Annotated in this window: 31 protein-coding genes; 13 read left to right on the top strand and 18 right to left on the bottom strand. The window is 40.8% G+C overall.

All coding sequences use genetic code 11. The features are described from left to right. Positions 1-17: 17 nt before the first annotated feature. The 5 genes from CYK47_RS00535 to CYK47_RS00515 all read left to right on the top strand — a co-directional run bounded on the left by CYK47_RS00535 (position 18) and on the right by CYK47_RS00515 (position 5428). Positions 18-1484 (top strand): adenylate/guanylate cyclase domain-containing protein, encoded by a 1467-nt coding sequence (locus CYK47_RS00535; RefSeq protein ID WP_122898136.1) that lies wholly within the window; start codon positions 18-20, stop codon positions 1482-1484. 273 nt (positions 1485-1757) lie between these two features. Beyond that, positions 1758-2264 carry a low molecular weight protein-tyrosine-phosphatase gene (locus tag CYK47_RS00530; protein ID WP_122897869.1) on the top strand — a complete coding sequence of 169 codons (507 nt, stop codon included), beginning with the start codon at positions 1758-1760 and terminating at the stop codon, positions 2262-2264. Between the two features lie 8 nt (positions 2265-2272). Then, entirely contained in the window at positions 2273-3310 is a 1038-nt protein-coding gene (gene murB, locus CYK47_RS00525; protein WP_122897868.1) for a UDP-N-acetylmuramate dehydrogenase, read from the top strand. A gap of 3 nt (positions 3311-3313) precedes the next feature. Continuing rightward, the gene (locus CYK47_RS00520; protein ID WP_122897866.1) at positions 3314-4399 is read left to right on the top strand and encodes a YdcF family protein; all 1086 of its coding nucleotides are present in this window, start codon (positions 3314-3316) and stop codon (positions 4397-4399) included. Then, positions 4400-5428 carry an alpha/beta hydrolase gene (locus tag CYK47_RS00515; RefSeq protein ID WP_122897864.1) on the top strand — a complete coding sequence of 343 codons (1029 nt, stop codon included), beginning with the start codon at positions 4400-4402 and terminating at the stop codon, positions 5426-5428. 39 nt (positions 5429-5467) lie between these two features. On the opposite strand, the gene CYK47_RS00510 is transcribed toward CYK47_RS00515, so the two are convergent. After that, on the bottom strand, positions 5468-7138 hold the full coding sequence (locus CYK47_RS00510) for an FMN-binding glutamate synthase family protein (RefSeq protein ID WP_122897862.1): 1671 nt from the start codon (positions 7136-7138) through the stop codon (positions 5468-5470). A 207-nt stretch (positions 7139-7345) separates the two neighbouring features. Here CYK47_RS00510 and CYK47_RS00505 point away from each other — a divergent pair, with 207 nt between their 5' ends. Beyond that, positions 7346-7987 (top strand): response regulator transcription factor, encoded by a 642-nt coding sequence (locus CYK47_RS00505; RefSeq protein ID WP_164709122.1) that lies wholly within the window; start codon positions 7346-7348, stop codon positions 7985-7987. A gap of 41 nt (positions 7988-8028) precedes the next feature. On the opposite strand, the gene CYK47_RS00500 is transcribed toward CYK47_RS00505, so the two are convergent. The 4 genes from CYK47_RS00500 to CYK47_RS00485 all read right to left on the bottom strand — a co-directional run bounded on the left by CYK47_RS00500 (position 8029) and on the right by CYK47_RS00485 (position 11489). Further along, positions 8029-9201 (bottom strand): cupin domain-containing protein, encoded by a 1173-nt coding sequence (locus tag CYK47_RS00500; protein WP_122897858.1) that lies wholly within the window; start codon positions 9199-9201, stop codon positions 8029-8031. Positions 9202-9413: 212 nt separating this feature from the next. Then, positions 9414-9878, bottom strand: coding sequence for an SMI1/KNR4 family protein (locus tag CYK47_RS00495; RefSeq protein WP_122897856.1), 465 nt, complete (start codon positions 9876-9878; stop codon positions 9414-9416). Positions 9879-10512: 634 nt separating this feature from the next. Next, entirely contained in the window at positions 10513-11106 is a 594-nt protein-coding gene (locus tag CYK47_RS00490; protein WP_122897854.1) for a Maf family protein, read from the bottom strand. Continuing rightward, complete coding sequence (locus CYK47_RS00485) at positions 11106-11489, bottom strand: DUF2237 family protein (protein ID WP_122897852.1); 384 nt, start codon at positions 11487-11489, stop codon at positions 11106-11108. Before CYK47_RS00485 ends, CYK47_RS00490 begins: the two co-directional genes overlap by 1 nt. 140 nt (positions 11490-11629) lie before the next feature. On the opposite strand from CYK47_RS00485, the gene CYK47_RS00480 reads away from it, so the two are divergent. From CYK47_RS00480 to CYK47_RS00465, 4 genes are all read left to right on the top strand, one after another. Then, positions 11630-12817 carry a phosphoglycerate kinase gene (locus CYK47_RS00480; protein WP_122897850.1) on the top strand — a complete coding sequence of 396 codons (1188 nt, stop codon included), beginning with the start codon at positions 11630-11632 and terminating at the stop codon, positions 12815-12817. A 132-nt stretch (positions 12818-12949) separates the two neighbouring features. Further along, on the top strand, positions 12950-13204 hold the full coding sequence (locus tag CYK47_RS00475; RefSeq protein ID WP_122897848.1) for a hypothetical protein: 255 nt from the start codon (positions 12950-12952) through the stop codon (positions 13202-13204). A gap of 120 nt (positions 13205-13324) precedes the next feature. After that, complete coding sequence (gene fba / locus CYK47_RS00470; protein WP_122897846.1) at positions 13325-14365, top strand: class II fructose-bisphosphate aldolase; 1041 nt, start codon at positions 13325-13327, stop codon at positions 14363-14365. 76 nt (positions 14366-14441) lie between these two features. Beyond that, positions 14442-15290, top strand: a complete 849-nt coding sequence (locus CYK47_RS00465) for an EamA family transporter (protein WP_122897844.1) — start codon at positions 14442-14444, stop codon at positions 15288-15290. Here CYK47_RS00465 and CYK47_RS00460 read toward each other — a convergent pair. Together CYK47_RS00460 and nfsB are read right to left on the bottom strand one after the other, a co-directional pair. Further along, on the bottom strand, positions 15259-15489 hold the full coding sequence (locus CYK47_RS00460) for a hypothetical protein (protein ID WP_122897842.1): 231 nt from the start codon (positions 15487-15489) through the stop codon (positions 15259-15261). The genes CYK47_RS00465 and CYK47_RS00460 overlap by 32 nt on opposite strands. Before the next feature lie 128 nt (positions 15490-15617). Continuing rightward, on the bottom strand, positions 15618-16271 hold the full coding sequence (nfsB, locus tag CYK47_RS00455) for an oxygen-insensitive NAD(P)H nitroreductase (protein ID WP_122897840.1): 654 nt from the start codon (positions 16269-16271) through the stop codon (positions 15618-15620). 159 nt (positions 16272-16430) lie between these two features. Between nfsB and hpaI the strand changes: the two genes are divergently transcribed. Continuing rightward, complete coding sequence (gene hpaI / locus CYK47_RS00450) at positions 16431-17225, top strand: 4-hydroxy-2-oxoheptanedioate aldolase (protein WP_122897838.1); 795 nt, start codon at positions 16431-16433, stop codon at positions 17223-17225. Positions 17226-17257: 32 nt separating this feature from the next. Here hpaI and CYK47_RS00445 read toward each other — a convergent pair whose 3' ends face one another. Both CYK47_RS00445 and CYK47_RS00440 read right to left on the bottom strand, forming a co-directional pair. Then, positions 17258-17971 carry a UDP-2,3-diacylglucosamine diphosphatase gene (locus tag CYK47_RS00445; RefSeq protein WP_122897835.1) on the bottom strand — a complete coding sequence of 238 codons (714 nt, stop codon included), beginning with the start codon at positions 17969-17971 and terminating at the stop codon, positions 17258-17260. Between the two features lie 86 nt (positions 17972-18057). Next, positions 18058-18567, bottom strand: a complete 510-nt coding sequence (locus CYK47_RS00440; RefSeq protein WP_122897833.1) for a peptidylprolyl isomerase — start codon at positions 18565-18567, stop codon at positions 18058-18060. Positions 18568-18735: 168 nt separating this feature from the next. On the opposite strand from CYK47_RS00440, the gene CYK47_RS00435 reads away from it, so the two are divergent. After that, entirely contained in the window at positions 18736-20448 is a 1713-nt protein-coding gene (locus CYK47_RS00435; protein WP_122897831.1) for a glutamine--tRNA ligase/YqeY domain fusion protein, read from the top strand. A 219-nt stretch (positions 20449-20667) separates the two neighbouring features. Here the strand turns inward: CYK47_RS00435 and CYK47_RS00430 are convergent, their stop codons facing one another. From CYK47_RS00430 to tusD, 6 genes are all read right to left on the bottom strand, one after another. Further along, entirely contained in the window at positions 20668-20847 is a 180-nt protein-coding gene (locus tag CYK47_RS00430) for a UvrD-helicase domain-containing protein (protein ID WP_122897829.1), read from the bottom strand. A gap of 189 nt (positions 20848-21036) precedes the next feature. Beyond that, a complete protein-coding gene (locus tag CYK47_RS00425) occupies positions 21037-21552 on the bottom strand; it encodes a lecithin retinol acyltransferase family protein (RefSeq protein WP_122897827.1) in 516 nt (171 codons plus the stop codon). Positions 21553-21651: 99 nt separating this feature from the next. Further along, positions 21652-21963, bottom strand: coding sequence for a TusE/DsrC/DsvC family sulfur relay protein (locus tag CYK47_RS00420; RefSeq protein ID WP_122897825.1), 312 nt, complete (start codon positions 21961-21963; stop codon positions 21652-21654). Between the two features lie 12 nt (positions 21964-21975). Continuing rightward, the gene (locus tag CYK47_RS00415; RefSeq protein ID WP_164709121.1) at positions 21976-22242 is read right to left on the bottom strand and encodes a DsrH/TusB family sulfur metabolism protein; all 267 of its coding nucleotides are present in this window, start codon (positions 22240-22242) and stop codon (positions 21976-21978) included. A 10-nt stretch (positions 22243-22252) separates the two neighbouring features. Next, entirely contained in the window at positions 22253-22603 is a 351-nt protein-coding gene (locus CYK47_RS00410) for a hypothetical protein (protein WP_122897821.1), read from the bottom strand. 44 nt (positions 22604-22647) lie between these two features. Then, entirely contained in the window at positions 22648-23016 is a 369-nt protein-coding gene (gene tusD / locus CYK47_RS00405) for a sulfurtransferase complex subunit TusD (protein ID WP_122897819.1), read from the bottom strand. Positions 23017-23280: 264 nt separating this feature from the next. Here tusD and CYK47_RS00400 point away from each other — a divergent pair, with 264 nt between their 5' ends. After that, on the top strand, positions 23281-24297 hold the full coding sequence (locus CYK47_RS00400; protein ID WP_122897817.1) for a tyrosine-type recombinase/integrase: 1017 nt from the start codon (positions 23281-23283) through the stop codon (positions 24295-24297). On the opposite strand, the gene CYK47_RS00395 is transcribed toward CYK47_RS00400, so the two are convergent. The 3 genes from CYK47_RS00395 to CYK47_RS00385 are packed head-to-tail and all read right to left on the bottom strand — an operon-like array spanning position 24294 to position 26498. Further along, positions 24294-24578, bottom strand: coding sequence for a DNA-binding protein (locus CYK47_RS00395; RefSeq protein WP_122897815.1), 285 nt, complete (start codon positions 24576-24578; stop codon positions 24294-24296). The two genes, CYK47_RS00400 and CYK47_RS00395, sit on opposite strands and share 4 nt — an antisense overlap. After that, the gene (locus CYK47_RS00390; protein ID WP_122897813.1) at positions 24575-24817 is read right to left on the bottom strand and encodes a hypothetical protein; all 243 of its coding nucleotides are present in this window, start codon (positions 24815-24817) and stop codon (positions 24575-24577) included. Before CYK47_RS00390 ends, CYK47_RS00395 begins: the two co-directional genes overlap by 4 nt. A 49-nt stretch (positions 24818-24866) precedes the next feature. Continuing rightward, a complete protein-coding gene (locus CYK47_RS00385) occupies positions 24867-26498 on the bottom strand; it encodes a hypothetical protein (RefSeq protein ID WP_122897811.1) in 1632 nt (543 codons plus the stop codon). Positions 26499-26506 lie beyond the last annotated feature (8 nt).

Raw genomic sequence — 26506 nt, 5'->3', positions numbered from 1 at the left:
GTAGGACTTAAACCGTGTTGCCATTGGAATATTGGCTAGACCGCGAACCTAAACAGTTTGACTACTTCCATCGATTGATGGGGTATTCGATGTTGTCTTTAGGCTTGTTGGTCTATACCTTTACTACAGATGGCAGCCATGCACCTTTATATTTACCACTGCTATTTGCCTTGGTGTTATTTATTAGCCCACGTTTAGCGCAGTGGTTACAATACCGTTATAACGTGCAAGTCCAGCGCAATACTTTATTTTTAATTGATATTGCTATGGTGGCAACGGTACTGTCTGCGGTACATTTAAATTTAATTATTACCTTTTGTACTTTCGCTGCGCTGATTTATAGCACCGTCAACAGTAAGATTTCCTTCTTTATGATGTCTTTGGCTGGGCTATGGGGCGTGAGTGTCTTTTATCTGGCCAATATTTGGGTTTTTGGTTTTGGGCAATATTTTGCTTTAGCCTCAACCGAATTAACAGTTTTGGCATTTCTGTGTTTGATTGCTTATTTTACTGTAGGCTCAGTCTATCAAGCGCGCCGTGTGCATAATGCCTCGCAAAAACGTGAATATTATTATTCACAAATGAATCGTTATATGGAATTTGCCAATCAACTCAGTCGCTATGCCCCGCAGCAATTGTGGCAATCGATTATGAAAGGCGAGACCGAAGCCAAAATTGAATATAAACGCAAAAAAATGACCATCTTCTTTTCAGATATCGAAGGGTTTACCGAGTTATCTGAAAGCTTAATCCCTGATGATTTAGCCTTTGTTTTAAATGATTACTTAAGTCATATGACTGAAATTGCTAAAAAATATGAGGCCACAGTAGACAAATTCATGGGGGATGCGATTTTAATTTTCTTTGGTGATCCGACCACGCAAGGCGTCGAGCAAGATGCCAAAACTTGTGTGGATATGGCCATGGCCATGCGTCAACAAATGAAAATTCTACGCAAACGCTGGGTAAAAATGGGCTATCCTGCACTGCATATTCGTATGGGGATTAGTACGGGTTATTGTCACGTAGGCAATTATGGCGCGGCACACCGCATGGCGTATACCATTGTTGGGCGCGATGCCAATTTAGCTGCCCGTTTGCAAAGTGCTGCCGATGTGGATGAAATTTTGATTTCTGATGATACCTATAATTTAATCAAAGATGATTTCTTATGTGCACCTAAGCAGCCGATGTTTTTAAAAGGTATTCAGTTACCTGTTAAGACATGGCAAGTGATGGAAAAACATAGTGCACGTCAAACCGAATATCAACGTTGGTTTGATTATGAATATAAAGGCTTTCATCTATTATTAAATTTAGATGAAGTACAAAACTTTGAGTATCCTGAATTGATTCAAGTCTTAGAAAAAATGGTACAGCGTATTCAAACCCAGCAACGTTTAATTAATGCACATGGTGTAGTGCGTTTAAATCTAGAAGATGAAGTGGTGGTAGATATTGTGGATCGTCCGACACGTTTATGAAGTGGTATAGACTTGCCACTCAAGCAAATTAAACTGCTTGCGCTAGCGATTTTTTATCAGCGAAAAAACCGAAACACTTGCCGTGTTGAGTATATACATTTGAGAAATGGTATAGCTGTTCACAGAGCGACAGATGTGCTGTGCTGTATTTTGAGTAGGGTGGTTGGGTCAGCTAAAAATTATAGCCAATTGCATATTTATCCCGTCAAAGGCAATAGGATTTTTGCCACAAATCTCGTAACATAGACTGCTCTAAATTTTGTGAGGTTTTTTATGTCATCCCCAACGCCCTATCAGGTGTTATGTGTGTGTTTAGGCAATATCTGTCGTTCTCCTACGGCAGAAGTCGTGCTTAGGCAGCATTGTGAGGCAGAAAAACTCTTGATCAACATAGACTCTGCAGGAACCAGTAATTATCATCCTGGTAAAGCCCCTGATTTACGCAGTCAACAACATGCTCAACTGCGCGGTTATGACTTATCAGGTTTACGTGCTCGGCAAATTCAGCTTGAGGATTTTATCCAATTTGATCTGATCTTAGCGATGGATCATGATAATTTGAGCGATTTACAGGCCTTGGCACAGCAAGCCCAACAACAATTTGGCAGGCTACGTGCTGAATTGGCCTTAATGAGCGCACATGATCCTGTCTATCCACATCAAGCCGTACCTGATCCGTATTATGGCGGTGCTGCTGGCTTTGAGCGCGTACTTGATCAATGTGAATCGAGTAGCCGTGCTTGGGTCACTTATTTTCAACAACAAAATTCAAAGGTTTAAGAGAAGCCATGAATATTCAAAACAACGTGCAACTTAAACCGTTTAATACCTTAAGTTTGAGCTCGATTAGCTCTCATTATGTTAAAATTCAAAATATTGCAGACGTATTAGACGCGGTTGCCTATGCTCATTTGGCCAATTTAAATATTTTGGTTTTGTCAGGTGGTAGCAATATGCTGTTACCTGAGCATGTGCATAGCTTGGTCATGCATATGGATATTCAAGGCATTGAACTGATTGCTGAAGATGCACAGAGTCAAACCTTAAGAGTAGGTGCGGGCGAAAATTGGCATCAATTTGTCTTATGGACTACGCGTCAGCAGTTGTATGGCTTACAAAATCTAGCTTTGATTCCGGGCTTGGTTGGTGCATCGCCTGTGCAAAATATTGGTGCTTATGGCGTTGAAGTAGGTGAGTTTATTCAATCGGTACAAGTTTACGACCGTGAACGCCAGCAATTACGTTCAATTTTGGCTGCTGAGTGTGATTTTGCCTATCGTCATAGTGTGTTTAAAGATCAGCCGAATCGCTACATCATTACCCATGTCACTTTTAAACTGCCAAAACATGCTGAGCTAAAGTTAGGCTATGGTGATCTAAAGACAGCTGTTGGGGATGATTTGACGCCACAAAACTTGCAACAACAAGTGATTAACATTCGTCAAAGTAAATTGCCTGATCCTAAAGACTATCCAAATGTCGGCAGTTTCTTTAAAAACCCAGTGGTAACTTCACAGGTGTTTGCGCGAATTTCGCATGAATTTCCCAATTTACCACATTATCCGCAAGCCAATGGGCAGGTGAAGTTAGCAGCAGGTTGGCTGATTGATCAAGCTGGTTGGAAGGGTAAACAATTAGGTAAGGTCGGCATGTTCCATAAGCAGGCTTTGGTTTTGGTGAATTATGCCGATGCCAATTTAACCGATGTACAGGCTACCTATCATGCAGTACAACAGGATGTGTATCGTAAGTTTCATATTCAACTGGAACCTGAGCCTGTATTGTTTGCCAAAGATGGGTTGATTCGCGCGCATACGGACGCCTAATTGATGTTGCGACTGGTACGTTGTGCGGCAATCTTGTTTGTCTTTCTTGGTGTATTTATTGTGTTTTTATATTCACCGTTTTATTCCAAACTGGTGATTAAAGCGCTAAATCAATTTGTACCTGTGGAAGTCAATCCTGTGGCGGCCAGTAGCCAAAAGCGCGGTGTGCTGAGTGCATCAGAAACTTTAGAGCCGGGTTCGGAACTGTGGATTGCACGTCAGGCCTATTTGGCAGTGATGAAGCAGCAGATGCAAAGTAATAATTCACATACTTTAACCTTGGTGCATGCGCGTTATAAAGCTTTGCAGCAAAAAATTCAGCAGCAACAGCAAGCTAAAGCCCAAATTTCCCAAGATTTTCCCCCGTTTGCTACAGAATATGAAGCATCTGTGCCTGAGAACAATCCTCACTATCGCTTTGATTTAAAAAACTCAGCGCAGCATGCCCTAATGCAGCAATATCGCGATTTTCTAAGCAGTCATCCTATTGATATTGAACAAACCCCAGTCGATGAAGAAATTTTTCAAGACATCGCCTTGATTCATCAACAAAATGCACAATTAACACAGACAGATGAAGAACCTTATGCCATTGTGGTTTTGGGGGGCGGTTTAACTTTAGCTGAAAATGGCAAAGATATTGTAGTGAATGACTATACGCGCTTACGTTTAGAAACCACCTTAGGGATGGCAAAACAATATCCAATGCTACCGATTGTGTTAAGTGGGGTCGAAGCGCCATATATGCAGCGTTGGCTAAAACTGCGCGGTTTAGATGCGCAGTTGTTAGAAAATCGCAGCATGAATACTTGTGAAAATAGTCGCTTTAGTTCCTTATTATTACAAAAAAAAGGAGGTGCACCGCGCGTGATTTTAATTACCGATGCGTACCATATGCCACGTACACGGCGCTTATTTGCCTTAAATGGCATTCATACTGTGGCAATTGAAGCCCCGATGCCGACTGAGCTGACCCAATGGCAACCTAGCGTACAAAATTATGATCATAGTCGCCGTGCCAATTATGAAATGTTAGCCACTTTGCGTGATGTATTGTTAGGTTCGAGTGATTGTCGGGAGGTGCCATAAATGTCAAATATCCCGTTTTTAAATCCCAGTGTGTTAAAACAGCTCAATTTACCTGTGCCCAGCCGTGAACAAACGCCGCATTTTTTAGCTGAATTGGATTTAAATCAGCCCGCTCAAGTCTCGCTTGAAATTCAAGCTTATCGACGTTTATATGGTTTAGATCAGTTAGATGCGGAACATTGGCAAGGTTTTATTCAAATGCCATTGTTTAAATTGCATGTCCAAGTGTTTAAACCGCACGTTGAGCAGATAAAAGGTACAGTATGGGTATTGCATGGCTATTTAGAGCATAGCGGTATTTATCAACCAATCTTTCATGAGTTGTTGGCACAGGGCTTTAGTGTACTCACTTATGATTTACCTGGGCATGGTTTAAGTGATGGTTCACCTGCCAATATTCAAAACTTTGACCATTATCAGCACGTTCTCCATGCGGTTTATCAGCGTGTTAAAGATGCACCTCAATTGCAGGGGCCATGGCTAGGGATTGGACAAAGTACGGGTGGGGCAATTTGGATGCATCATTTACTAGATTTTGCTGAGCAACGTAAAAATCCTTTTGTACAGCGGGTGCTGTTGCTCTCGCCTTTGATTCGTCCAGCAAAATCGGCATGGTGGCATAACCCTGTAGGGCTGGGTATTATCCGCCGCATTAAACGCCAAGTACCACGCCATTTTAGACGTAATAACCATAATCCAGAATTTTTACGTTTTATTCGTCTTAAAGATCCGCTACAACCGCGTATGATGGGGATGGATTGGATTTTAGCGATGTCTAAATGGATGTTACAAATGGAATTGCGCCCTGCTTGTCGTATTCCCGTGTGGTTAGCACAAGGTGCACAGGATCAGACGGTGGATTGGCGTTATAATATCGAATTTATTCGCCGCAAATTTCGTTTACAAACCTTATTAATGCTTGAAGAAGGTTCGCATCAATTAATCAATGAACGTGCCGATATTCGTGCGGCACTCACGGGTTTAATTCCGGCATTTTTACATGCGCAAAGTAGCGGTGAGTACTACTAAATTGTTAAGGCAACAGCAAGAGGCCAGCGGCCGCTTAAGTTAAAATTGTTCTAATTTGGCTAAATTCCACATTCGATAATAGAAATTATCTTCATCTTTTAAATCCTGATGTAACAGTTCATTGGGTTTAAGCCAAAAATGTAATTGAGCATAGTTTTTAATCTCACGGTCATTAATACGCTGAGCCAAATGATGTGCTTTTACCTCTGCAGGATGACATAAGCCCGCTGAAGCAATCATTTCTGCTAAAGCATGCATTGTGTTTTTATGAAAATTAAAAACCCGCTCGGCTTTGGTATCGACATGTAAGGCTTTTTGGCGATCTTTGTCTTGGGTGGCAACACCGACTGGACATTGGTTGGTATGACAACTTTGTGCTTGAATACAGCCTACAGCAAACATAAAGCCACGCGCTGAATTACACCAATCCGCACCGGTTGCCATCATGCTGGCAATATCAAAAGCGCTAATGATTTTACCACTGGCACCGACTTTAATATGTTCACGTAGACCTGCGCCCACTAAGGTGTTATGCACAAACAATAAACCTTCGCGTAGTGGTGTGCCCATATGGTTGATTAATTCGATAGGTGCGGCGCCAGTACCACCTTCGGCACCATCCACCACAATAAAATCAGGCACAATTTTGGTATGTAACATGGCTTTGACAATACTCATAAATTGCCATGGCTGCCCAATACATAATTTAAAGCCTACAGGTTTTCCGCCCGATAAATCACGTAGTTGTTGAATAAACTGCATCATTTCAATGGGAGTGCTAAAAGCAGGATGGCTCGAGGGTGACACACAATCTACATCGCGACTTACCCCACGAATTTGTGCGATTTCTGCGCTAATTTTATCTTTAGGTAAAATCCCGCCATGACCGGGTTTTGCTCCCTGTGATAATTTAAGTTCAATCATTTTAACTTGCGGTAGAGCCGCTTGTTGGGCAAATTTAGCTGGATCAAATTGTCCATCTAGCGTGCGGCAACCAAAATAACCACTGCCCAATTCCCAGACAATATCGCCGCCATGTTCTAAATGATACGGGCTAATACTACCTTCACCTGTATCATGATAAAAATTGCCCATGTATGCGCCTTTATTTAATGCGCGAATAGCATTGGCACTTAAACTGCCAAAACTCATAGCAGAAATATTAAAAATAGAGGCTGAATACGGTTGGCGACAAGCGCTATTGCCAATTGTAATCCGGAAACTGTCTGGATCTGCGGGCTTGCACGGATTTAAAGCATGCGTCATAAAGCGATAATCAGCTTGATACACGTCAATGATCGAGCCAAAAGGTTTATCGGCATTTTCATTCTTCGCCCGTTGATAGACGAGGCTGCGTTGCATGCGTGAGAAAGGCAGCGCATCTTGATCAGATTCAATAAAATACTGGCGAATTTCAGGCCGAAAATCTTCAAATAAAAAACGAAAATGTCCCATAATCGGGTAATTCTTTAAAATCGAATGTTTATTCTGTAAAACGTCGTATAGACCCACCGCACTGAGCACAGAAGTGATCAGCCAGATCGTATTGATGACACTATCCGACATAAAATAATACAGATAATGTGGTGCATAAAACACACGCAACCCAGTTAAAAATAACGCTACAAAAATACAGGCAAACCAAATCGAATGTCTTGAAAAAAAAGTATTGAGTAATTTATGTCTGACGAGCTGTGCAGGTCCTGCCATTTCAGGGTGTCCTATTTTTATCGTTTTATGTACTTTGCCAAGATTTAAGCAGGTGCTCAAGTAATGAATTGTGAAACTCTTTTTAAGTTTAGGGATATCTAAACACATTGATTTAAATTATGATTGATAAAAAAATAAACGATAAATTTAAAAACAGCCAATTCAGCATTAACAGTATTGCCTGAAATGATTTTGGGGGAGCTCAAGATGAGCCAGACACAGCAACATGCACACACGATAGGGATGTATAGTCAAAATTCACAATTTCTGCAGCGTTTTGGTGACTTGGTTCAGCAGATCGGTCATCACACGACAGCCTATACACACAGCAGTTTAGCCCACAGCCATGAAAAATTGTGGGTGATTGATTTAGAGGCGTCTGAGGTCGAAAAAGTATTGCGTCGCTTATTACAACAGGCCAAAGATATCTTAGTGGTAGCACATTTAAGCCAGAGTGAGCGGGTGATTCGTGCTATTTATGCGGGTGCCACAGCCTGTACGCTATCTGAACGGGATGATGCAGAAATTATGGTCGCCTTGCGTAGCTGGGGCAATGGTGAGGCACCGATAGATCCTGCTATTACGCGGCAACTATTAGCCTCATTGTTACAACAATTGCCGCAGCAGCATAACATTACTGCCTTGGTTGAGTCTGAAATTGAATTAACTAATCGTGAAAAACAAATTTTACAGTTAGTGGCAGAAGGTTTATCTAATCAACAAATTGCTACGCAATTGTATGTGTCTCGACATACCGTAGATAGTCATGTCAAACATATTTATCGTAAATTAGAAGTCACCAAACGTATGCAGGCAGTCAGTACAGCACGTCATTTAGGTTTATTATAAAAAATGCCCAAGTTTACTTGGGCATTTTTGCAACTTAAGTTTTAGTCTTCGCTGTCTTCTGCAGGCAATAACATGATAATCGATTCATTCATTAAGGTTGCGATATCTTCTAATAAATCAGCATCGTAGAAACGGTCATCCATCAGCACCACTTCGCCATTTGCCAATTGTTTTAAAATATCGCTAGAGGCATCGCTTAAGCATAAACCTTCACCATTTGCCCAAAACAAGGTTTGACCATCTTCTTCGCTATAAAGTAGACGTGACGCAGGTTCGAGCATTAATGAATAGCCTAAGCCCAGCGCTTCTTCTAAATCACCTGTGCCAATTTCTTCTGCTTCTGGAATATTTTCCGGATATTTTGCTTCAGACATTAAACTCATAATCGCATCTTCGAGCACATTTGAGTTTTGGAGCTGTGCCATCAGCTTGTCTTTTAAATAAGCCAATTCATTTGGCGTAACTTGACCAGCTAAGCTCACTTGATCACGAATAATATCCGTTAACGGATTACGTAATACTTCATTGGCAGAGAACTTATCACTCACGCGATCCATCATATCGCTGACATTTGGCATGCGGAAACCAAAAGAGAAGGTCAAACATTCATCTTCAGCCACGCCATAATGCGACAGACCCGGTGGCACATACAACATATCACCCGGAGCTAACATCTCATCAAAGTGTACTTCCATTTCTGCTAATAATTTTAACGGTTGATTTGGTAAAAACTCAGTATCGGCATCACACATTTGACCGAGCTGCCAACGACGATGACCATGACCTTGTACTAAAAATACATCATAAAAATCAAAGTGCTTGCCTACAGAACCACCTTGCGGTGCATAAGACACCATAATGTCATCACGGCGCCACTGCGGAATAAATGGGAATTTTTTCCAAAGTTCAGCTAAATCAAAAGAATAGTGGTCTACTGCTTGAACCAATACGCTCCAAAGTTTTGGCATTTTTTGGAAATCGGCTTTGAGTAAAGGCGATGACTTGACTGACCATTGATTTGGATCACGGTCTTTTTGTTTAATTAAACGCGCAGTCACATTTTCATCAAGTGCAAGTTCCATTACATCATTGGGTTCTAATAGACCCACAATTTCAGGCATGGCATTACGCACAAGGAGGGGTTTTTTCTGCCAATATTCGGCAAGAAATTGTTCAGCGCTGATTCCGCCTAAAACGTCTAAAGTTTGGGACATAATAAATACTACAACTAAATTTGGCTTATTGTCCCTTGAACGCTATAAGTTCTGCAAGTAACAGGGCTTTAAAAGCTTGTATTTTGTTATCGATGAGCATCATCCAAGGATCTTTCGAAGTGGCGGCAACGATGATTTTTAAGAAATTGGACTTTTCTACTTTGGGCGTATATCACGATTTCGTCTCAGAGATTTTATATTAATAATTTCATTTATCTTAACAAACTTAAAAAAATATCAAAACTATCCGAGACTTCGAGTAGTTTTAATTTAGGTTGTCCATGTTGATCTTTAATATATTGATTATGGTACATAAGAACTATTTTAGGACGATTAACATTAGATCGGTAGTCAAATCCGATATAGTCACCACCACCATTTAGTCCAAAGACGACTATCCTATCATGGCCATATATATCCTGATCTTGAAAGTTTTCGATATCATCACCTCCTATTGGCTTTCCAAAACAGCAGAAGGCTATGCTAGATTCTTCGACTTTATTGTTAGAATCTGTATATTCAAAACTATTTTCCATAAATTGCACGCCATTGTGGCAAGCAATTAGCTTTTTATAATTTAAAGGAAAATTAATTTTATTATGTTGTTCAAAACTCTCTATGACCTTTATGTCGATTGGTCCAAAGTCATACATAATATTTAAGTTTTGATAAAGCATTTGATCTTTTACCTGCTGAGAATAGTGAAACTTCGTATAACAGCCATTATGTTAAATAATTTCAATTGTTAACTTTTCTAGTTTCTAAAGCTCTTAAAAATCTGATACAGAAATAAATAAAGAAGTTTACAAAGAGATAGATCGCACCTATGACCACATAGCCTAATGCTGTAAATTGCACAAAACTACTGGTAGCCATGAAAATAAAAAATAGTGTGATAAACATAATATTGATAATTAAAAATTTAGACATATTTTTATTCAAGAGAAATTTATTGAGAATAAATATCATTTATTGTTTTTAGTGTAAAGAAAAACTATTACTTTTTAAGATTCTCTAAAATTAACATAATACTGCTTATACGAAATCGGTTTTATTAGTTTATAAAATTCAATAACTTAGCTAAAAACAAAAAGCCCAATTCTCAGCAGTTGGGCTTTTTAAATGATTTATCACGTTCCACGCTTAATATCTACGCAATACTTCACAATTTTATGTAGAAAGATTAAATATAAAACAAGCTATTGCGATTTTAATGAAAAGCACTGATCAAATAAGATTCAGACTTTTTTAATAAAAAATCATGAAAAAAACCGAGCATATGACTCGGTTTTTTACAAATACAGTTAACAGTTATGGGACTAAAACCTTTAAATCACGCAAAATTTGGCAGAGCTTAATCATCGGCATACCCATTAAAGTAGTTTGGTCTTGCCCAATCATCTCTTCAAATAAGCTAATGCCTAAACTTTCACACTTAAAGCTACCTGCGCAGTGTAGAGGTTGCTCAATTGCTACATAACGTTCAATTTCTGCTTGCGATAGCTTGCGGAATTTTACTTTGTAATGCTCAATAATGGTCTGCTCAAAACCTGTTGATTTTTGCTGCACACTTAATGCGGTACTAAAATACACAATTTTATTGGAATTGGCTTGTAGTTGACGAATCGCTTTTTCAATCGTGAGGGGCTTACCAATAAAAATATCAGGCGCACCTTCACGCCAAGCCACTTGGTCTGAACCAATGACAATCGCATCAGGATGTAATTCACTAATATATTTAGCTTTTTCAAATGCTAAACGTTTAGCCAAATCATCGGCATGGTTTTCACCTTGGGGGCTTTCATCAATATCGGGTACGACAGTGTGATAAGCAAGATGGAGGCGATCCATTAACGCTTTACGGGTTTGACTTGATGAAGCCAAGATAATTGAAGGACTATTCATTACACTGCATATTCCATAAGCACGTGAAGTGGTACATAAGATAATACTGCTTGATGACAAGCTTGTAGCTTAATTGGAGGAGCAACATCGGCTTGATAGGCTTCTACCCAGCGGCTGACGCAAATACACCAAAAATCGCCAGGATGTAAACCAGGAAAGCCGACTTCAGGCAGCGGAGTAATGAGGTCATTGCCAATTTTTTGTGAGAAATTAAGAAATTCTGCGGTCATTTGGGCACACATGGTGTGCTGACCTAAATCGGTTGTGGCGGTGTGGCAGAATCCATTGCGAAAATATCCTGTAATCGGATCATAACAACAGCTGGCTAAAGGCTCACCTAACACATTAAAACGATTGAGTTTAGGATCTGGATGAATCGACATAAGCGCTGAAATCAGAAAAGACTTTTCCCTATCATAGCAAAACTTTGCATTTAGGCGGCTTTTATACAAAAGTTGCTAACCTTTTTTTTCATAATCATTTAAAATCACCGCGTTTTTGATATTTATAAAGTGAGCTATACATGAACTTTCAGCGTATGACTGACCTCGATTTAGCAGGCAAACGTGTTCTAATCCGTGAAGACTTAAACGTTCCTGTAAAAAATGGCGTGATTACAAGCGATGCGCGTTTACGTGCAGCATTGCCAACAATTAAAGCCGCTGTAGAAAAAGGTGCTGCAGTCATGGTGTGCTCACATTTAGGTCGTCCTGTAGAAGGCGAGCCAAAACCTGAGCAATCACTCGCGCCTGTTGCGGATTATTTAACACAAGCACTGGGTCAAGAAGTGAAATTATTCACTGACTACTTAGATGGCGTTGAAGTTGCAGCAGGTCAAGTGGTATTGCTTGAAAACGTGCGTTTTAACCACGGTGAAAAGAAAAACAACCCAGAACTTGCACAAAAATATGCAGCGCTTTGCGACGTATTTGTTATGGATGCTTTTGGTACAGCGCACCGTGCAGAAGCCTCAACTGAAGGTGTGGCACGTTTTGCTCAAGTTGCAGCAGCAGGTCCTTTACTGGCAGCGGAACTTGACGCTTTAGGCCGTGCCTTACAAACGCCTGAAAAACCAATGGTTGCGATTGTTGCAGGTTCTAAAGTATCGACTAAACTTGACGTTTTAACTTCACTTTCAGACATCTGTGATCAATTGATCGTAGGTGGTGGTATTGCTAATACTTTCTTAGCTGCTGCCGGTTACAACGTGGGTAAATCATTGTGTGAAAATGATTTAATCGACACTGCAAAAGCCATTGCTGCCAAAGTTTCTGTACCACTACCAACTGACGTTGTAGTGGCTGACGCTTCTGAAATCGACTTTACTGACTTTTTAGGTTCATTGGCAGCTGCTAAAGCAGTGGTGAAAAAAGTTGCCGATGTATCTGACAACGACATGATTTTAGATGTTGGTCCAGAAACTGCACAAGCATTTGCTGAAATTTTAAAAACTTCAAAAACCATTCTTTGGAACGGCCCAGTGGGCGTATTTGAAGTAGATCAATTTGGCGAAGGCACAAAAGCATTGTCTTTAGCCATTGCTGAATCGGCTGGTTTCTCAATTGCCGGTGGTGGTGATACTTTAGCTGCAATTGATAAATATGAAGTGGCTGACAAAATTGGCTATATTTCTACGGGTGGTGGTGCATTCTTAGAATTTGTAGAAGGTAAAACACTACCTGCAGTGGCAGCATTACTTGAACGTGCTTAAGGTTTTATAGATTTAAGCATGATCATTAAAGGTTGACTTCGGTCAGCCTTTTTTTATACAACTTCATAAAAATGTCATATTCTGGCTCTAGACTTTGCTCAACGCAAAATACCTTGTTGCTAGGAAAACTAGATGAAATTGAAACTCACGCTTGCAGCACTTATTGTTAGTCCATTGTTATTCACCGGTTGTGCCAAGCAAGAAGCACCAACCAATACAGCTGAACAGCCAGCAGCAACAGAAGCGGCAACCGTATCTGCAGAACAACAAGCAGCGATTGATGCCATTGATCAGCCAGTTATGGATGAAAATAATACTGATGTGCCAGCAGAAGTGGCCAATGCTGAACCAAGCACAGCTCAAGCAGCTGCATCTGGCGCACAATAAGCGGCTAGATATCGAAAAAACTCCTCGCAATTGCGGGGATTTTTTATGAAATAGTGTTTTTTATTGCTGAATTAGATGGCTTGACCATGTAGAATATGCCGCATTACCTGGGAGGATATTATGGCGCTTATTTCATTGCGCCAGCTCTTGGATCACGCCGGCGAACATGCTTACGGCGTACCAGCGTTTAACGTAAACAACTTAGAACAAATGCGTGCGATCATGCTTGCAGCTGATCAAACCAACTCACCTGTGATCGTACAAGCATCTGCGGGTGCGCGTAAATATGCAGGCGCTCCATTCTTACGTCACTTAATTTTAGCGGCAATTGAAGAATGGCCACATATTCCTGTGGTAATGCACCAAGATCACGGTACTAGCCCTGATGTGTGCCAACGTTCAATTCAATTGGGCTTCTCATCTGTCATGATGGATGGTTCTTTGGCTGCAGACGGTAAAACACCAACGTCATACGAATACAACGTTGACGTAACACGTCAAACTGTAGCTATGGCACATGCATGTGGCGTTTCTGTAGAAGGCGAAATCGGTTGTTTAGGTAGCTTAGAAACAGGTATGGCGGGTGAAGAAGATGGCGTAGGCGCTGAAGGCGTTCTTGATCATTCTCAACTGTTAACTTCTGTAGAAGAAGCGACTCAATTCGTGAAAGACACCAATGTCGATGCTTTAGCGATTGCAGTGGGTACTTCACACGGTGCTTACAAATTCACGCGTCCACCTACAGGTGATATCTTAGCGATTGACCGTATTAAAGAAATTCATGCGGCATTGCCAAATACGCATCTTGTCATGCATGGTTCAAGCTCTGTACCACAAGAATGGTTGGCTGTGATCAACGAATACGGCGGTAACATCGGCGAAACTTACGGTGTACCTGTTGAACAGTTGGTTGATGCAATCAAACATGGTGTACGTAAAATCAACATTGATACCGACTTACGTTTAGCATCTACGGGTGCAATGCGTCGTATGATGGCTGAAAAACCAAGCGAATTCGATCCACGTAAATTCTTTGCAGCAACTGTTGATGCAATGAAACAAATCTGTGTAGATCGTTACGAAGCATTTGGTACTGCTGGTAATGCAGACAAGATCCGTCCAATTTCTTTAGAGAAAATGGTGGGTTTCTACGGTAAATAATTTGCCATAGATTATCTTGTAGAAAAAGCCCACACTACGTGGGCTTTTTTTTGGCAATGAGGACGCGATAACACCCATGGGCTTTATTTTTTCTGCTGCACTATGCAGTGTTTTAGTCTCAATCTTATTAAAAATTGCCAAATTAAAAGGCTATCAACCGCTGCACATGATTAGCTGGAATTATTTAGCTGCTAGTCTCCTATGTTGGTTATGGTTTCAGCCAGACTTGAGTCAAATTTCAATACAAGATACGCCATGGTGGCTGGTGATTGCCTTAGGGGTGGCACTACCGAGTATTTTTTTATGCTTAGCTAAAGCTTTAACCCATGCGGGGATTTTAAAAACTGAAATTGCGCAGCGTTTGTCGGTGATTTTATCTTTAACTGCAGCTTATTTTATTTTTAATGAGAGTTTTAATCTTTTAAAGCTGTTAGGGATTGGCTTGGGCTTAAGTGCGATAGCATTGATTTTATATTCGCATCGGGGCACAGCGCAAACACAGTCCAAAGGCGGGCTATATTTGCTGTTGGTGTGGATGGGGTATGCTTTAATTGATGTATTACTCAAATACACTACAGGTTTAGGTGTGCAATTTGCCGTGGCATTAAACCTGATGTTTATATGTGCTTTTGTTTTATCGTTAAGTTTTATTGCTCTCAAAGAAAAAAGTCTGGGCAGTGCTAAAAATATCATCGCGGGTTTAATTTTAGGCGCTTTAAACTTTGCCAATATAGCTTTATATGTCAAAGCACATATGCTGCTCAAAGACAGCCCTGCTGTGGTTTTTGCAGGTATGAATATCTTGGTGGTGGTGTTGGGTGTTGTGGCTGGGGTATGGCTGTTTAAAGAACAACTCAAACCAAGTTCAGTCCTTGGCTTGAGTTTGGCCTTAATTAGTGTGTTTTGCCTAGCATTTGCAATGTAGCATGCAGATAACTTTTGGCCACCAAAACAGGATGTACGATAAGATCAATCACTTCGGCACTGCCCAATAAACGCCCTTGAGCGGCACATTGTGGGCAGCAAGGATATTGATATAAGCCCCCACCTTGTTCAAGATGCATATAAATTTGATGGCAATTGCCACATTCAAACTTAACCGGTAAAGGTGCAATAATCGACATAGTTATTCTACCGTTGTTATTTTGTGTAAAATATACTCGATTTTTGTGAAAAAAATAAGACATTGCCGATCAATGGGCAAGTTCACTTGCCCAAGTTGTAACAATTTATCAGCTGAATGCACTTTGACTTAAAGATGAGTAAAAATTTGCTCTGCGGCTAAACGTGATTTTGGTAGCTTGGCATTAAAGTCATTGTCGCTACGATAACCTAAGGTGAGTAACACCGATGGAATCAGTCCCAATTGTTTTAATTCTAGCTCTTGGCTAAGGATTTCTTCATCAAAACCACCAATCGGGGTGGCATCAATCTGTTCAATGCCTGCTGCAAGCAGCATTTGACCCAAAGCAATAAAGGTTTGATTTTCTGCCCAGCGTCCAATATCGCCTTTTTCGTTGCGGTAATAATCAATATAACCTGTGCGCGTGTCCTTTTGACCTTGTTTGGCTTGCTCATCTTTAAAACGGCCACTTTGATCATCTTGTTGTAATAATTGCTCTAAATGTTCAGCATCAATATCGGCTTTGGTGCAAAACAAAATGGTATGCGATGAATCTAACACCTTAGGTGCGTTATAAGCATATTTACCGACTAAAGCTTTAGCAATACGTGCTTTAGCATCAGCATGATCGGCCACAAAAAAATGCCACGGTTGAATATTAATCGACGAGGGCGCCAAACGTAAAATTTCTAATAGTTGATTAAATTGCTCGGTGGGAATTTTCTTATTGGCATCATAGGCCTTAGTGGTGTAACGACTTTGTAAAACTTTGAGTAAATCCATGAGGGGTGTCCAAGATTATTTCTATCTTATTTTAGGATAAAATTCATGTTTTGGCGCATATATTTAGTGTTTTATTGAATAAGATCAGTGTTTTTCAATCTTGGTAAATAGCCCAAAAAGGCGTATTAATAATAACAGTCCCATGCGAAGAACATCACCATGACATTTGAAAACCATTTTAAACAGCGACTTAAAACTCAGCAACAAATTGGCTTATGGGTAGGGCTAGCCGATGCTTATGGTACCGAAATTGCCGCTAATGCCGGTTATGATTGGTTACTGATTGATGGCGAACATGCGCCAAGCGATTTAAGAACTACATTAGCACAGCTACAAAGCATTGCGGCTTATCCGTCACAAGCCGTGGTACGCCCACCGATTGGTAGCGTCCAGCTAATTAAGCAATTATTAGATATTGGTGCGCAAACTTTACTCATTCCTATGATTGAAACAGTAGAACAAGCAGAACTTATGGTCAAAGCGGTGCGCTATCCACCACATGGCATTCGTGGGGTAGGGGCAGCACTGGCGCGTGCCACCCGTTGGAACAGCATTGCAAATTATTATGCCACAGCACATGAAAATATCTGTTTGCTGATTCAAATTGAATCCGTAGCAGGTTTAGAAAATTTAGATGCCATTTTAAAGGTGGATGGTATTGATGGTATCTTTATTGGTGCAGTAGATTTATCTGCCACCATGGGCTATGAAGGCAATCCAAATCATCCTGAAGTGCAAAAAGCCGTGGTAGATGCCATTCAAAGGATTCGTGCCGCAGGCAAAGCAGCAGGGATTTTATCGACCACGCATGACGTTACGCAGCAATACTTAGATTTAGGTACAGAGTTTGTGGCTGTGGGTGTAGATACCAGTGTGTTGATGAATTCTTTACGCGATTTGTTGGCGCAATATAAAACGGATACCAATCGGCCTAAAATTGAAGCTGGCTATTAACAGCCTAAAAAAGCCTACACTGTTAGGCTTTTTTAGTATTTAAATTCTGAGAGTTGCCAGTCTGACTTGGTGTCATGGATGACCAAAACTTGCGCGCTGTTTTCACGCCAATCACCGAGTACAATACGCGGTTTACCCTCTACATCATGAATATTCGGGCGGTGGGTATGGCCATGAATGAGCAGGTCAACCTCTTTTAGAGCCTCTATTACGGCATGTTGATTTACATCCATGACGCTATAGCTTTTCACTTGATTGGCTTGCTGACTTTTTTTGCGAAAACCATTGGCCAATTTTTGCCTAAAACTTAAAGGCGTGGCTTTTAATAGCCTAAGTAAAATTGGATTGCGGATAATTTTTTTAAAGCGTTGATAGGACACATCATCGGTACATAAACCATCGCCGTGTTCTAAACGAATCCGTTGCTTATTCACTTGAATATGATGAATGTCGCTTAACAAAATGCCATGAAACTGATCCAGAAACTTTTGTCCCAAAGCAAAATCACGATTGCCCACTAAGAAGTAGATTTGATTGCCTTGTTGATGGAATTTTTCTAAGGCAGTAACAATTTCATTAAGCCATGGTGCAGGATTGTCATCGCCAATCCACGCATTAAACCAATCGCCTAAAATATACAATTGGGTATGTTGATCTTGATACTTGTCCAATAAAGCCAAAAACCCTCGAATCAATCGAGGGTGTTCAGGTGACAAATGTAAATCAGCGATAAACAAGTAGGTCACAATCGATTCCTTGAAATCTCCCTAAATCCCTCTTTATAAAAGAGGGACTTCTCCTCCCTTTGATAAAGGGAGGTCGGGAGGGATTCTTATTCAGAAATGATTTTTGCAGATTCAATTACCACGTTTTCAAGTGGCACGTCAGCGTGGTAGCCACGGTTACCTGTACGAACGCCTTTAATTTCGTTAACCACGTCCATACCTTCAACCACTTTACCAAATACAGCATAACCCCAACCTTGTGCAGTTTTGCCAGTGTGGTTTAAGAATGTATTGTTCGATACGTTGATGAAGAACTGTGCAGAAGCAGAATGAGGTGCTTGCGTACGCGCCATTGCAATCGTACCGATGTCGTTGCTTAAGCCGTTGTCCGCTTCGTTTTCAATCGCGTCGCGTGTTGATTTTTCTTTGAAGTTTTCGTCCATGCCGCCGCCTTGGACCATGAAACCATCAATCACACGGTGGAAAATTACGCCGTCATAAAAACCGTCACGTACATACTGTAAGAAGTTTTCAGCAGTTTTTGGTGCTTTTTCTGTGTTAAGTTCAAGAACAACACGGCCTTTATTGGTGTTTAATTCAACTTGAGGAAAACTCATTGGGTCATCTCCTAAACATGGACACTAAAGCCATGGGTTTTTTGGTTGAGAGAAGCATAAGCAAACTGTAAACTACATAGCAAGCAAAAAACGTGATTTTCTTTGTGAAAAACTTAAAAACGCGTTTTAATTATCCTAATTTTTTATTTTAGAAGTGATTTTACTGTTATGAAGCCAAATGATGTTGTTGCGTCTCTGCCAAATACTAATGCCTCAGTCGATGCTGCGCAGCAAGAACAACAGCCAGGCTTAGACTTTGTTCGTCAAGTGATTACAGATGACTTAGCCGAGGGTCGTACGCAAAAAGTTGTGACGCGTTTTCCGCCTGAGCCAAACGGTTACTTACACATTGGTCACGTGAAAGCGATCTGCCTAAACTTTGGTATTGCCGAAGAATTTGGTGGTGCATGTAACTTACGTTTTGACGATACCAACCCAGATGCTGAAGAACAAGAATATGTAGATGGGATTGCCAACGACGTAAAATGGTTAGGCTTTGAATGGGATGGCGAACCGCGTTATGCATCAAGCTATTTTGATCAGCTTTATACATGGGCTGTGCAACTGATCAAACAAGGCGATGCGTATGTGGACTTACAAAGCCCAGAAGAAATTAAGTTAAACCGCGGTAACTTTATTGAGCTAGGTAAAAACTCACCACAACGCGATGCGACTGTTGAAGAAAACCTTGAGCGTTTTGAAAAAATGCGCAGCGGTGAATATGCAGAAGGTCAAGCGGTACTACGTGCTAAAATTGACATGACGTCACCAAACGTACATATGCGTGACCCAATTATGTACCGTATTTTGCACTCCGAGCATCACCAAACTGGCGATACTTGGAAAATCTACCCAATGTATGACTATGCGCATCCATTATCTGATGCGATTGAAGGTATTACCCATTCATTATGTACACTTGAATTTGTCGATCACCGTCCATTCTATGACTGGGTTGTGGCAAAAGTACAATCACCATCAGTACCACGTCAGTACGAATCAAGCCGCTTAAATGTGGATTATACTATTACCTCTAAACGTAAATTACGTCGTTTAGTGGAAGGTGGTTTTGTACAAGGGTGGGATGACCCACGTATGCCAACGGTTGTGGGTATGCGTCGCCGTGGTTTCACGCCTGAAGGTTTACGTGATTTCTGTAAGCGTGTGGGTGTCACTAAAGTCGATGGCAGTATTGTTGATGTAGCGATGCTTGAATTCTGTATTCGTCAATCTTTAGAAAATACTGCGGCGCGTGGTATGGCGGTATTAAATCCACTTAAAGTGACGCTCACCAACTTGCCTGCGGACATGGACTTAAGCCATTCACGTCATCCAAACGTGGATATGGGCGAACGTATCATTCCACTGACCCAAGAAATCTTTATTGATCGTAAAGACTTCGAAGAAGTGGCACCAAAAGGCTTTAAGCGTTTAATTCCGGGTGGTGAAGTACGTTTACGTCACGCGTATGTGATTAAATGTGATGAAGTGATTAAAGATGCAAACGGCGAAGTGGTTGAGCTGAAATGTTCGATCGATCCGGAAACTTTAGGTAAAAACCCTGAAGGTCGTAAGGTGAAAGGTGTGATTCACTGGGTATCTGCAAGCAAAGGCGTTAAAGCTGAAGTGCGCATTTATGACCGTCTATTTACAGAAGCTGATCCTGAAGTGGGTGATGATTTCCTTGCCAACTTAAACCCTGAATCACTTAAAGTGGTTGAGGCGATTGTTGAGCCTGCACTAGCAACAGCACAGCCTGAAGATCGTTTCCAATTTGAACGTGAAGGTTACTTTGTAGCTGATCAACACGATCACAGCAGCGAAAAGCCGGTGTTTAACCGTATTTTGGATTTAAAAGACAGCTTTAAACCGGCGAAATAATCTAAGACATAGCCTTATTTTGTCCAAATGCAGTTACTTAAGTTAAACTTGAGTAATAGCTTTAAAAGCTCAACTTCGGTTGGGCTTTTTATATGGCTTTAAAACGTGACTGTCGGCTAAAAATGGACTGATGTTGTAGTCTGGCAATAAAACATAACTTACCAATAAACAAGTTCTGTGGCAGTTGCTCTAAACGCTATTTAATCTGATCGCTCATATTTAACGCAGCAAAAAGGTTAAGCAAAGCATCTGTGCTGGCGCTATGCCTTGTTGCAAGGCTTGATAAATCTGCTCAGTTAAAATGACTGTTTTGCCGCTCCTTGCGGGTACAAGGCAGGCATGCTGACCTGTAGATAAGCCAATCACAGCTCTTTGCGCGGGAAAAAAGGGTAACATCATAGAGCACAGCAAAAGCGTTTTAATCGCACAAAAATTGCCATTGCAACAAATAGCAGCTACGACTTTGGTCGTTAAAACCAAAAATAAGCAAACGATCCGATTGACAGGAGGCTGAAAAGCTCGCATATTTTAGATGAAATATCATTTTAATTTTCTCGTAACCCCACCACGGTGGGGCTTTTTTTATTTTTATTTTAAGCTGTTGATTGAATTGGCTTTATCGCGAAGTTTTTTCTTAATATACAAAACCAAGGCAAAGCAAGTAGTGGTGATGGTCAACAACATCCCATTCATATAACTTAAAATTGAGCTAATATAGCCAATGGTGGTTAGCCGATTCATCATCATCACCACTTGCGGACTACTTTCTACCCCAGTAATCGCCCACGTACACAGATGCTCACAGTTATTGATAATTAAATGGTAATTATTTTCGTGCATCCGTGAGCGCATCCTCCGTACCACTTTACGACCTTGATATTTAGGTTGTTGATAATATTGAATGTGAATAGTCTTGCCACGACTAAAACGCTGCAAACTGGTGATTTCAATCGGGTGCTTTTTAAATAAATGCGCAAAACCTGAATAATGAATGACACGGCCACGCCCAGCATAAATCCCATGATGCGAATAGCCTAAGTGTTTTACCACCAAATGGGCACCAAGCGGATAACGCGTTTTATAACTTTGCTGTTGTATTGTCATTGGGCATAAGTCAAATTAAAGCAGTGTTGCGGTCGGTCAGTTGTTAACTAGCCAAAGCAAAAACAAAGTAATCAGCCAACCTAAAGATTGGCTTAAAACTTATAAACAATTAGCAGGTTTGGGAACACCTGCTAAACGACTTAAATGTCGTGCCACTAAGCCAGTATTAAAGCGAGCTTGTAACATTGCATTATCAATCTCAGGACTCACGCTTTTCATTAAAAACTTAATCAACGGGCGTGTTGCAGGCGAATGACCAAATTGTTGATAAAAAGCACGTACCGCATGCAGTATCTCAAAGTGCCATGCTGTTAACTCAAGTTCAAGGCTGTGCGCCAATTCTTGCGCTATAGTTTCATTCCACTGGGTATAATCTACCAAATGACCATCTTGGTCTAATGCTAAACTCATAATTTCACCCGTTTATTTAAAACGCATACAATGTTGATAAGTCAAACTTAAATCGGCAAAGCCTGCATAAGAGATCACTTGGGCTTGCTCTGGCAGCGTTTTTAGCATCTGTGCATCATGTTCTAAAATATAAACATGATCAAAGGCAAAGCTTTGAGCGTGCAACACAGCATCGCCCATAACCACCACAGCATCGCCAGTCTGATAAACGCGCTTGAGTTGCGCTAAGGCGTGTTCGGTTGCCACATAATCGGCTTGAATCAAATACAAATAAGACATACTGTTTACCTTACCAATATAAGACATGCTGAAACTGAGCTAAAAACGCAGCATCAAAATCAATCAATTCTACTTCATGTTCAGTATTCACTACAAAAGGATGTTCAGCTTGCTCACGTGTCACTAAAATTGGGGTTAAGTCATAAAATTCAAAGCTATCCACCATGTTGGATGCCACTTTAAAGGCATGTTTTAGTCCGTCAAAGCTTAAGTCTGATTGTAATAAACTTAGGGCAGCATCTTGTAATAAGACTTTGACCTCACAGCCAAAAGTGGCCAAAACCATCGTGGCAGATAAGCTTTCATGCACTTGCAGGTTGCTTAAATTGGCATGGTTTAAAATAACCAATACAGATTTCACACAATTTACCTTTTTAAACGCAACAATGTTGCAAAAATAACCACTTAAAATTGAAGAATGCGTTCTGCGCTTTGTACTGCATCAGCCAATTCGCCTAAACCTACCAGCTCAAATTGGGCTGCGAGGTTATGTTGTTCAAGTTGATGGCGCTTTGCATTCTCAGCATCGCTAATACCGCGTGCTAGAGCAGCACTGACACATACAGGTAAACGAATACCGAGTTTTTGCCACTCTTGACTTAAGTTGCGTTGGTCATCGGGTTGCCATTGCAATTGATTGGCAACATAAACACCATCTTGATAGAAAAACACCCGAAAATCTTGCTGTTTTTGCTGTAACGCTTGAGCCAGACCAAGCGCATGCCAAGCGTGAATACTGCTAGGCGCGGAGGTAATCAGTAATAAAGTAGACATTGCATCTCATTGTCCTCAAGGGACTTTAAACTTGATAACAAAAAGGTAGTATACAATGATTTTAGGTGTGATTTACTGAGCATAAAAATAAATATCAGAATTATTGTAAAAATAGTTATTTAAAAACAATACCTTATAAAAATAAGAGATCTTAAAAAGCTACTAAACCTTTTCTTTACCTGCACAAAATACAGCTTATTTTCTTTCATTTTTTTACGTTACAGATAAAATGAAAAGTAATCTGCACCAAATCTGCACCAAGAAATGAAACTACCAAAACCCATTCAGCGAGGGTCAAGCTGGCGCATCACCGTATCTTTCGAGAATAAACGATATTCAGCAACTAGGGATAGTGCTAAGGAATGTGAGCATTGGGCTTTAAGCAAATTAGCAGAATTAAAAAACGGCAAAATTAGTGAAGAAAAGGGGATTAAGGCTGCTTACCCATTTCGTGATCTATGCAATAAATACTATCAGGAGCATGGCAGGCACATGCGATCTGCCAGAACAATTTTATTCAAGATAAAAAACCTTGATCGTATCGCGCCAAATCTTGCTGACAAATCCATTTATGATTTTAAACCTGCAGATATTGCAGAGTGGCGCAATCAACGTAAAAAAGAAGTAAAAGTTGCCACACTCAGAAATGAACACGGTATTTATTCGGCGGTTTTCACTTACGCCATGAAAGAGCTATTTTTACTTGAATCTAATGTATGGCAATCAGTGACCATGCCAAGTAAATCTAAACCGCGTAATCAGCGAATTACACCGGAGGATCAAGAGCAACTACTACAAGCATTTGGCTGGGATGGTACTAAGTCACCTGAAAAGACACGAGACTATGTTGCATGGTCATTTTTATTCGCTATGGAAACAGCAATGCGACAAAGCGAAATATTGGCAATGCGCCGTGCTGACTTAAAAGATGGCTTTGTGCATCTGCCTTTCACTAAAAATGGTGAATCGCGAAATGTACCTTTATCTAAAGAGGCAAAGCGACTATTGGCATTATTACCAGGTAAAGATGCCTTAGTGCCTATAGATAAAAGTAAATGCTGTGCTACATGGACTCGAGTTAAAAATAAAGCCGATCTGCCCCATATTAACTTTCATGACTCACGACATGAAGCAATCACAAGAATGGTAAAAGACAAGGGCTTGCCAGTTGAAGTCTTAGCTAAAATTACAGGGCATAAAACTATTGGGATGCTCGTGAATACTTATTACAATCCCGATGCTCAAGACCTAGTAGATATGTTCAATAAAACCGAGAGCTAATTCACTCTCGGTCTGCCTTTCTTGGGCTTTTGAGTGAGCAAGGTGCGTGCTAATTTAGGATCGTATAAGCATTTACCCTGAGTACCTTGATTGATGCTTGCCAACCTGTCACGAATTGTGGTGACACTTAAATTGTAGAGCTTTGCTAAATGTGCAGCTGATACCAGTTCGACATCTACTTCTTTTAATTCCTTTACAATCCCACCAAAAAGATTCTGCCCAAGCGTAATTTGAGGGGGAGTATCACTTTCAACCGTGATGAGATACTTTGTTGACACTATGACACCTCAGCTAAGCTTTTTAGGATTGATTCGGGTAGATGGGTACGACGATTCATTTGAATCTCCGTAAGATTAGCAGGTCTAATTTCTGCTACAAACAGCGTCCAAAAACCGCGACTACCACCGTTATCACCAACAATAAAATTTCCGTGATTTTCTTTTACTGTGTAAACATCGTTGTCATTGATGCCAGCTACATGAACAACTTTGTCACCCGATTGATAAGTTTGATTTTCCATATCTGTACTCCAAGTCAGCCGCACCGGCTAGAGTGCGGCCATTTGCCTATTAGCCTTGTTGGATCTCGTTTAATTTTTGGTTGGCCATGCTGTTAAGCAGGCGTTGTTCTTCTTTGTCTAGCTCCGCAAAGTCAGGACTCATTGTGATATCAAAAACATCTTGCTCAGTCGTCGCACTTTGGATTTTCTCTACAGCGATTTCGTAGTAGCTATCATCAAACATGCTGATTTGATTTTCTAAGAAAGTCTTACGTTCAGCGTAGGCAGACTTAACTTGATTTAGATGCTCAACAGTCATCTGACTTGCATGGGCATTGATTGATGGCGCAATAGTTTTCTCTAAAACTTCTACTGTGGCAGCATCAGAAATCATTTTGGTAAGATTACTTGCAACAGCTTGACTCTTAGTGAGATCTACAGTCTTGGGCTTGGTCAGTGTGGCCATCTTTTGATTAAGCGCCGTGTTTAGCTCTGCATGTTGTTCATCACTTAAGGTACCGTTGGCTGAGAACGTAGCACGGATCTTCGTCAAGGCTTCTGGTGTCTGAGCAGCTTCGATTTGTTCCTTAAACTTAGTCACTTCTAACTCGGTTTCATCGAATTCGACTGCAGGTGCTTCTTCTACAGGTGTAAGCTTTTGTTCAACTTGCTGTACATTCACTTCTAAGTATTTGCGGTCTTTATCGCTCAGGATTTCATTGCTATATATTTGCAAAGCAATATCGGTCAACTCTCGTAAATCTTTGGCGTTGTTTAACGCTTTGGCAAATTGCTTTTTAAGCTCTGCTGATGTTGGCTTTTTCTCTGCTGGTTCAGCCTTAGATTCAGGTTCGATAACCTCAGCAACTTGCACTTCCTCAGCCTGTGGCGCAGCTTCTTTCACTACATTAGGCTTAATATCTTCTAGAGTTTTAGTCGCTACTGGTTCAGGCTCAGGCGTAATATCAATAATGGCATCGAGTTCTTCTTCTTGGGTACGTAAGCCCATTAATAGCTCAGGGGCATAAACACGGCCAAAGAATGAAGCAGCACGATAACGCAGCATTTGCTCAGGCATGGTTTGCCATTTGCTGCCGTTCTTTTGGTACCAACCTTCTTTAACTGCCATTTCCATGGTGATTTTTGAAGACTCGATACGTTCACCAGTTTCGCGTTCAATGGCAAAAGCAACGCAACTCATATTCTGAATGGTCATCTTCTTATGTACGGTTTGCTTTTGACGGTTTTGCCAAACGGTTTCGGTGTACTCAACTTCTTTTTCGCCTAGATCCTCAATCTCAAAACGTAGGGCAGAGAAGCGACCACAGCTATTAATCGCAGCCATCACAAATTGACTCGACCAACTTGGACGACCCTCAATTAAGTATAGGTTTTGCATGATCATCAGTGGATCTGCGCCCATACGGTTGGCCATGTTCAAAGCGATGATGCAGTTCGATAAACCATTCGGGTTTGGCTCTTCACGATATAACCAGTTGCCATAGTTATCTTTGCCGTCTTTAATTTTGACTGTGGCACGGTATTGTTCAGGTACCAGAGTCGATTGCGATAGCATTTTGGCAATACGTTGTGAGAGTTCAAAAGCTTCAAGATTAAGCAAACCTACGCCCATGTTGGCAGATGCAGCTGCTTGTTGACGTTGAGCGCGTAGAGATTCAGTGGTCATTACTTGAGATGTCATAATCGTTA

This window comes from Acinetobacter sp. B51(2017) (assembly GCF_003711395.1).
Lineage (GTDB): Bacteria > Pseudomonadota > Gammaproteobacteria > Pseudomonadales > Moraxellaceae > Acinetobacter.
The sequence above is the reverse complement of the archived record's forward strand: the minus strand, read 5'-3'. Positions and strand labels throughout refer to the sequence as shown.

Bases quoted from the DNA above. Each gene is read 5' to 3' on its own strand.
- CYK47_RS00530 (WP_122897869.1), top strand. From the start codon at position 1,758: ATGTCATCCCCAACGCCCTATCAGGTGTTATGTGTGTGTTTAGGCAAT.
- CYK47_RS00465 (WP_122897844.1), top strand. From the start codon at position 14,442: ATGGGCTTTATTTTTTCTGCTGCACTATGCAGTGTTTTAGTCTCAATC.
- CYK47_RS00480 (WP_122897850.1), top strand. From the start codon at position 11,630: ATGAACTTTCAGCGTATGACTGACCTCGATTTAGCAGGCAAACGTGTT.
- CYK47_RS00400 (WP_122897817.1), top strand. From the start codon at position 23,281: ATGAAACTACCAAAACCCATTCAGCGAGGGTCAAGCTGGCGCATCACC.
- CYK47_RS00510 (WP_122897862.1), bottom strand. From the start codon at position 7,138: ATGGCAGGACCTGCACAGCTCGTCAGACATAAATTACTCAATACTTTT.
- CYK47_RS00460 (WP_122897842.1), bottom strand. From the start codon at position 15,489: ATGTCGATTATTGCACCTTTACCGGTTAAGTTTGAATGTGGCAATTGC.
- tusD (WP_122897819.1), bottom strand. From the start codon at position 23,016: ATGTCTACTTTATTACTGATTACCTCCGCGCCTAGCAGTATTCACGCT.
- CYK47_RS00520 (WP_122897866.1), top strand. From the start codon at position 3,314: ATGTTGCGACTGGTACGTTGTGCGGCAATCTTGTTTGTCTTTCTTGGT.
- CYK47_RS00475 (WP_122897848.1), top strand. From the start codon at position 12,950: ATGAAATTGAAACTCACGCTTGCAGCACTTATTGTTAGTCCATTGTTA.
- CYK47_RS00385 (WP_122897811.1), bottom strand. From the start codon at position 26,498: ATGACATCTCAAGTAATGACCACTGAATCTCTACGCGCTCAACGTCAA.
- hpaI (WP_122897838.1), top strand. From the start codon at position 16,431: ATGACATTTGAAAACCATTTTAAACAGCGACTTAAAACTCAGCAACAA.
- murB (WP_122897868.1), top strand. From the start codon at position 2,273: ATGAATATTCAAAACAACGTGCAACTTAAACCGTTTAATACCTTAAGT.
- CYK47_RS00425 (WP_122897827.1), bottom strand. From the start codon at position 21,552: ATGACAATACAACAGCAAAGTTATAAAACGCGTTATCCGCTTGGTGCC.
- CYK47_RS00490 (WP_122897854.1), bottom strand. From the start codon at position 11,106: ATGAATAGTCCTTCAATTATCTTGGCTTCATCAAGTCAAACCCGTAAA.
- CYK47_RS00495 (WP_122897856.1), bottom strand. From the start codon at position 9,878: ATGCTTTATCAAAACTTAAATATTATGTATGACTTTGGACCAATCGAC.
- CYK47_RS00420 (WP_122897825.1), bottom strand. From the start codon at position 21,963: ATGAGTTTAGCATTAGACCAAGATGGTCATTTGGTAGATTATACCCAG.
- CYK47_RS00435 (WP_122897831.1), top strand. From the start codon at position 18,736: ATGAAGCCAAATGATGTTGTTGCGTCTCTGCCAAATACTAATGCCTCA.
- fba (WP_122897846.1), top strand. From the start codon at position 13,325: ATGGCGCTTATTTCATTGCGCCAGCTCTTGGATCACGCCGGCGAACAT.
- CYK47_RS00515 (WP_122897864.1), top strand. From the start codon at position 4,400: ATGTCAAATATCCCGTTTTTAAATCCCAGTGTGTTAAAACAGCTCAAT.
- nfsB (WP_122897840.1), bottom strand. From the start codon at position 16,271: ATGGATTTACTCAAAGTTTTACAAAGTCGTTACACCACTAAGGCCTAT.
- CYK47_RS00415 (WP_164709121.1), bottom strand. From the start codon at position 22,242: ATGTCTTATTTGTATTTGATTCAAGCCGATTATGTGGCAACCGAACAC.
- CYK47_RS00440 (WP_122897833.1), bottom strand. From the start codon at position 18,567: ATGAGTTTTCCTCAAGTTGAATTAAACACCAATAAAGGCCGTGTTGTT.
- CYK47_RS00505 (WP_164709122.1), top strand. From the start codon at position 7,346: ATGAGCCAGACACAGCAACATGCACACACGATAGGGATGTATAGTCAA.
- CYK47_RS00485 (WP_122897852.1), bottom strand. From the start codon at position 11,489: ATGTCGATTCATCCAGATCCTAAACTCAATCGTTTTAATGTGTTAGGT.
- CYK47_RS00430 (WP_122897829.1), bottom strand. From the start codon at position 20,847: ATGATGTTACCCTTTTTTCCCGCGCAAAGAGCTGTGATTGGCTTATCT.
- CYK47_RS00390 (WP_122897813.1), bottom strand. From the start codon at position 24,817: ATGGAAAATCAAACTTATCAATCGGGTGACAAAGTTGTTCATGTAGCT.
- CYK47_RS00500 (WP_122897858.1), bottom strand. From the start codon at position 9,201: ATGTCCCAAACTTTAGACGTTTTAGGCGGAATCAGCGCTGAACAATTT.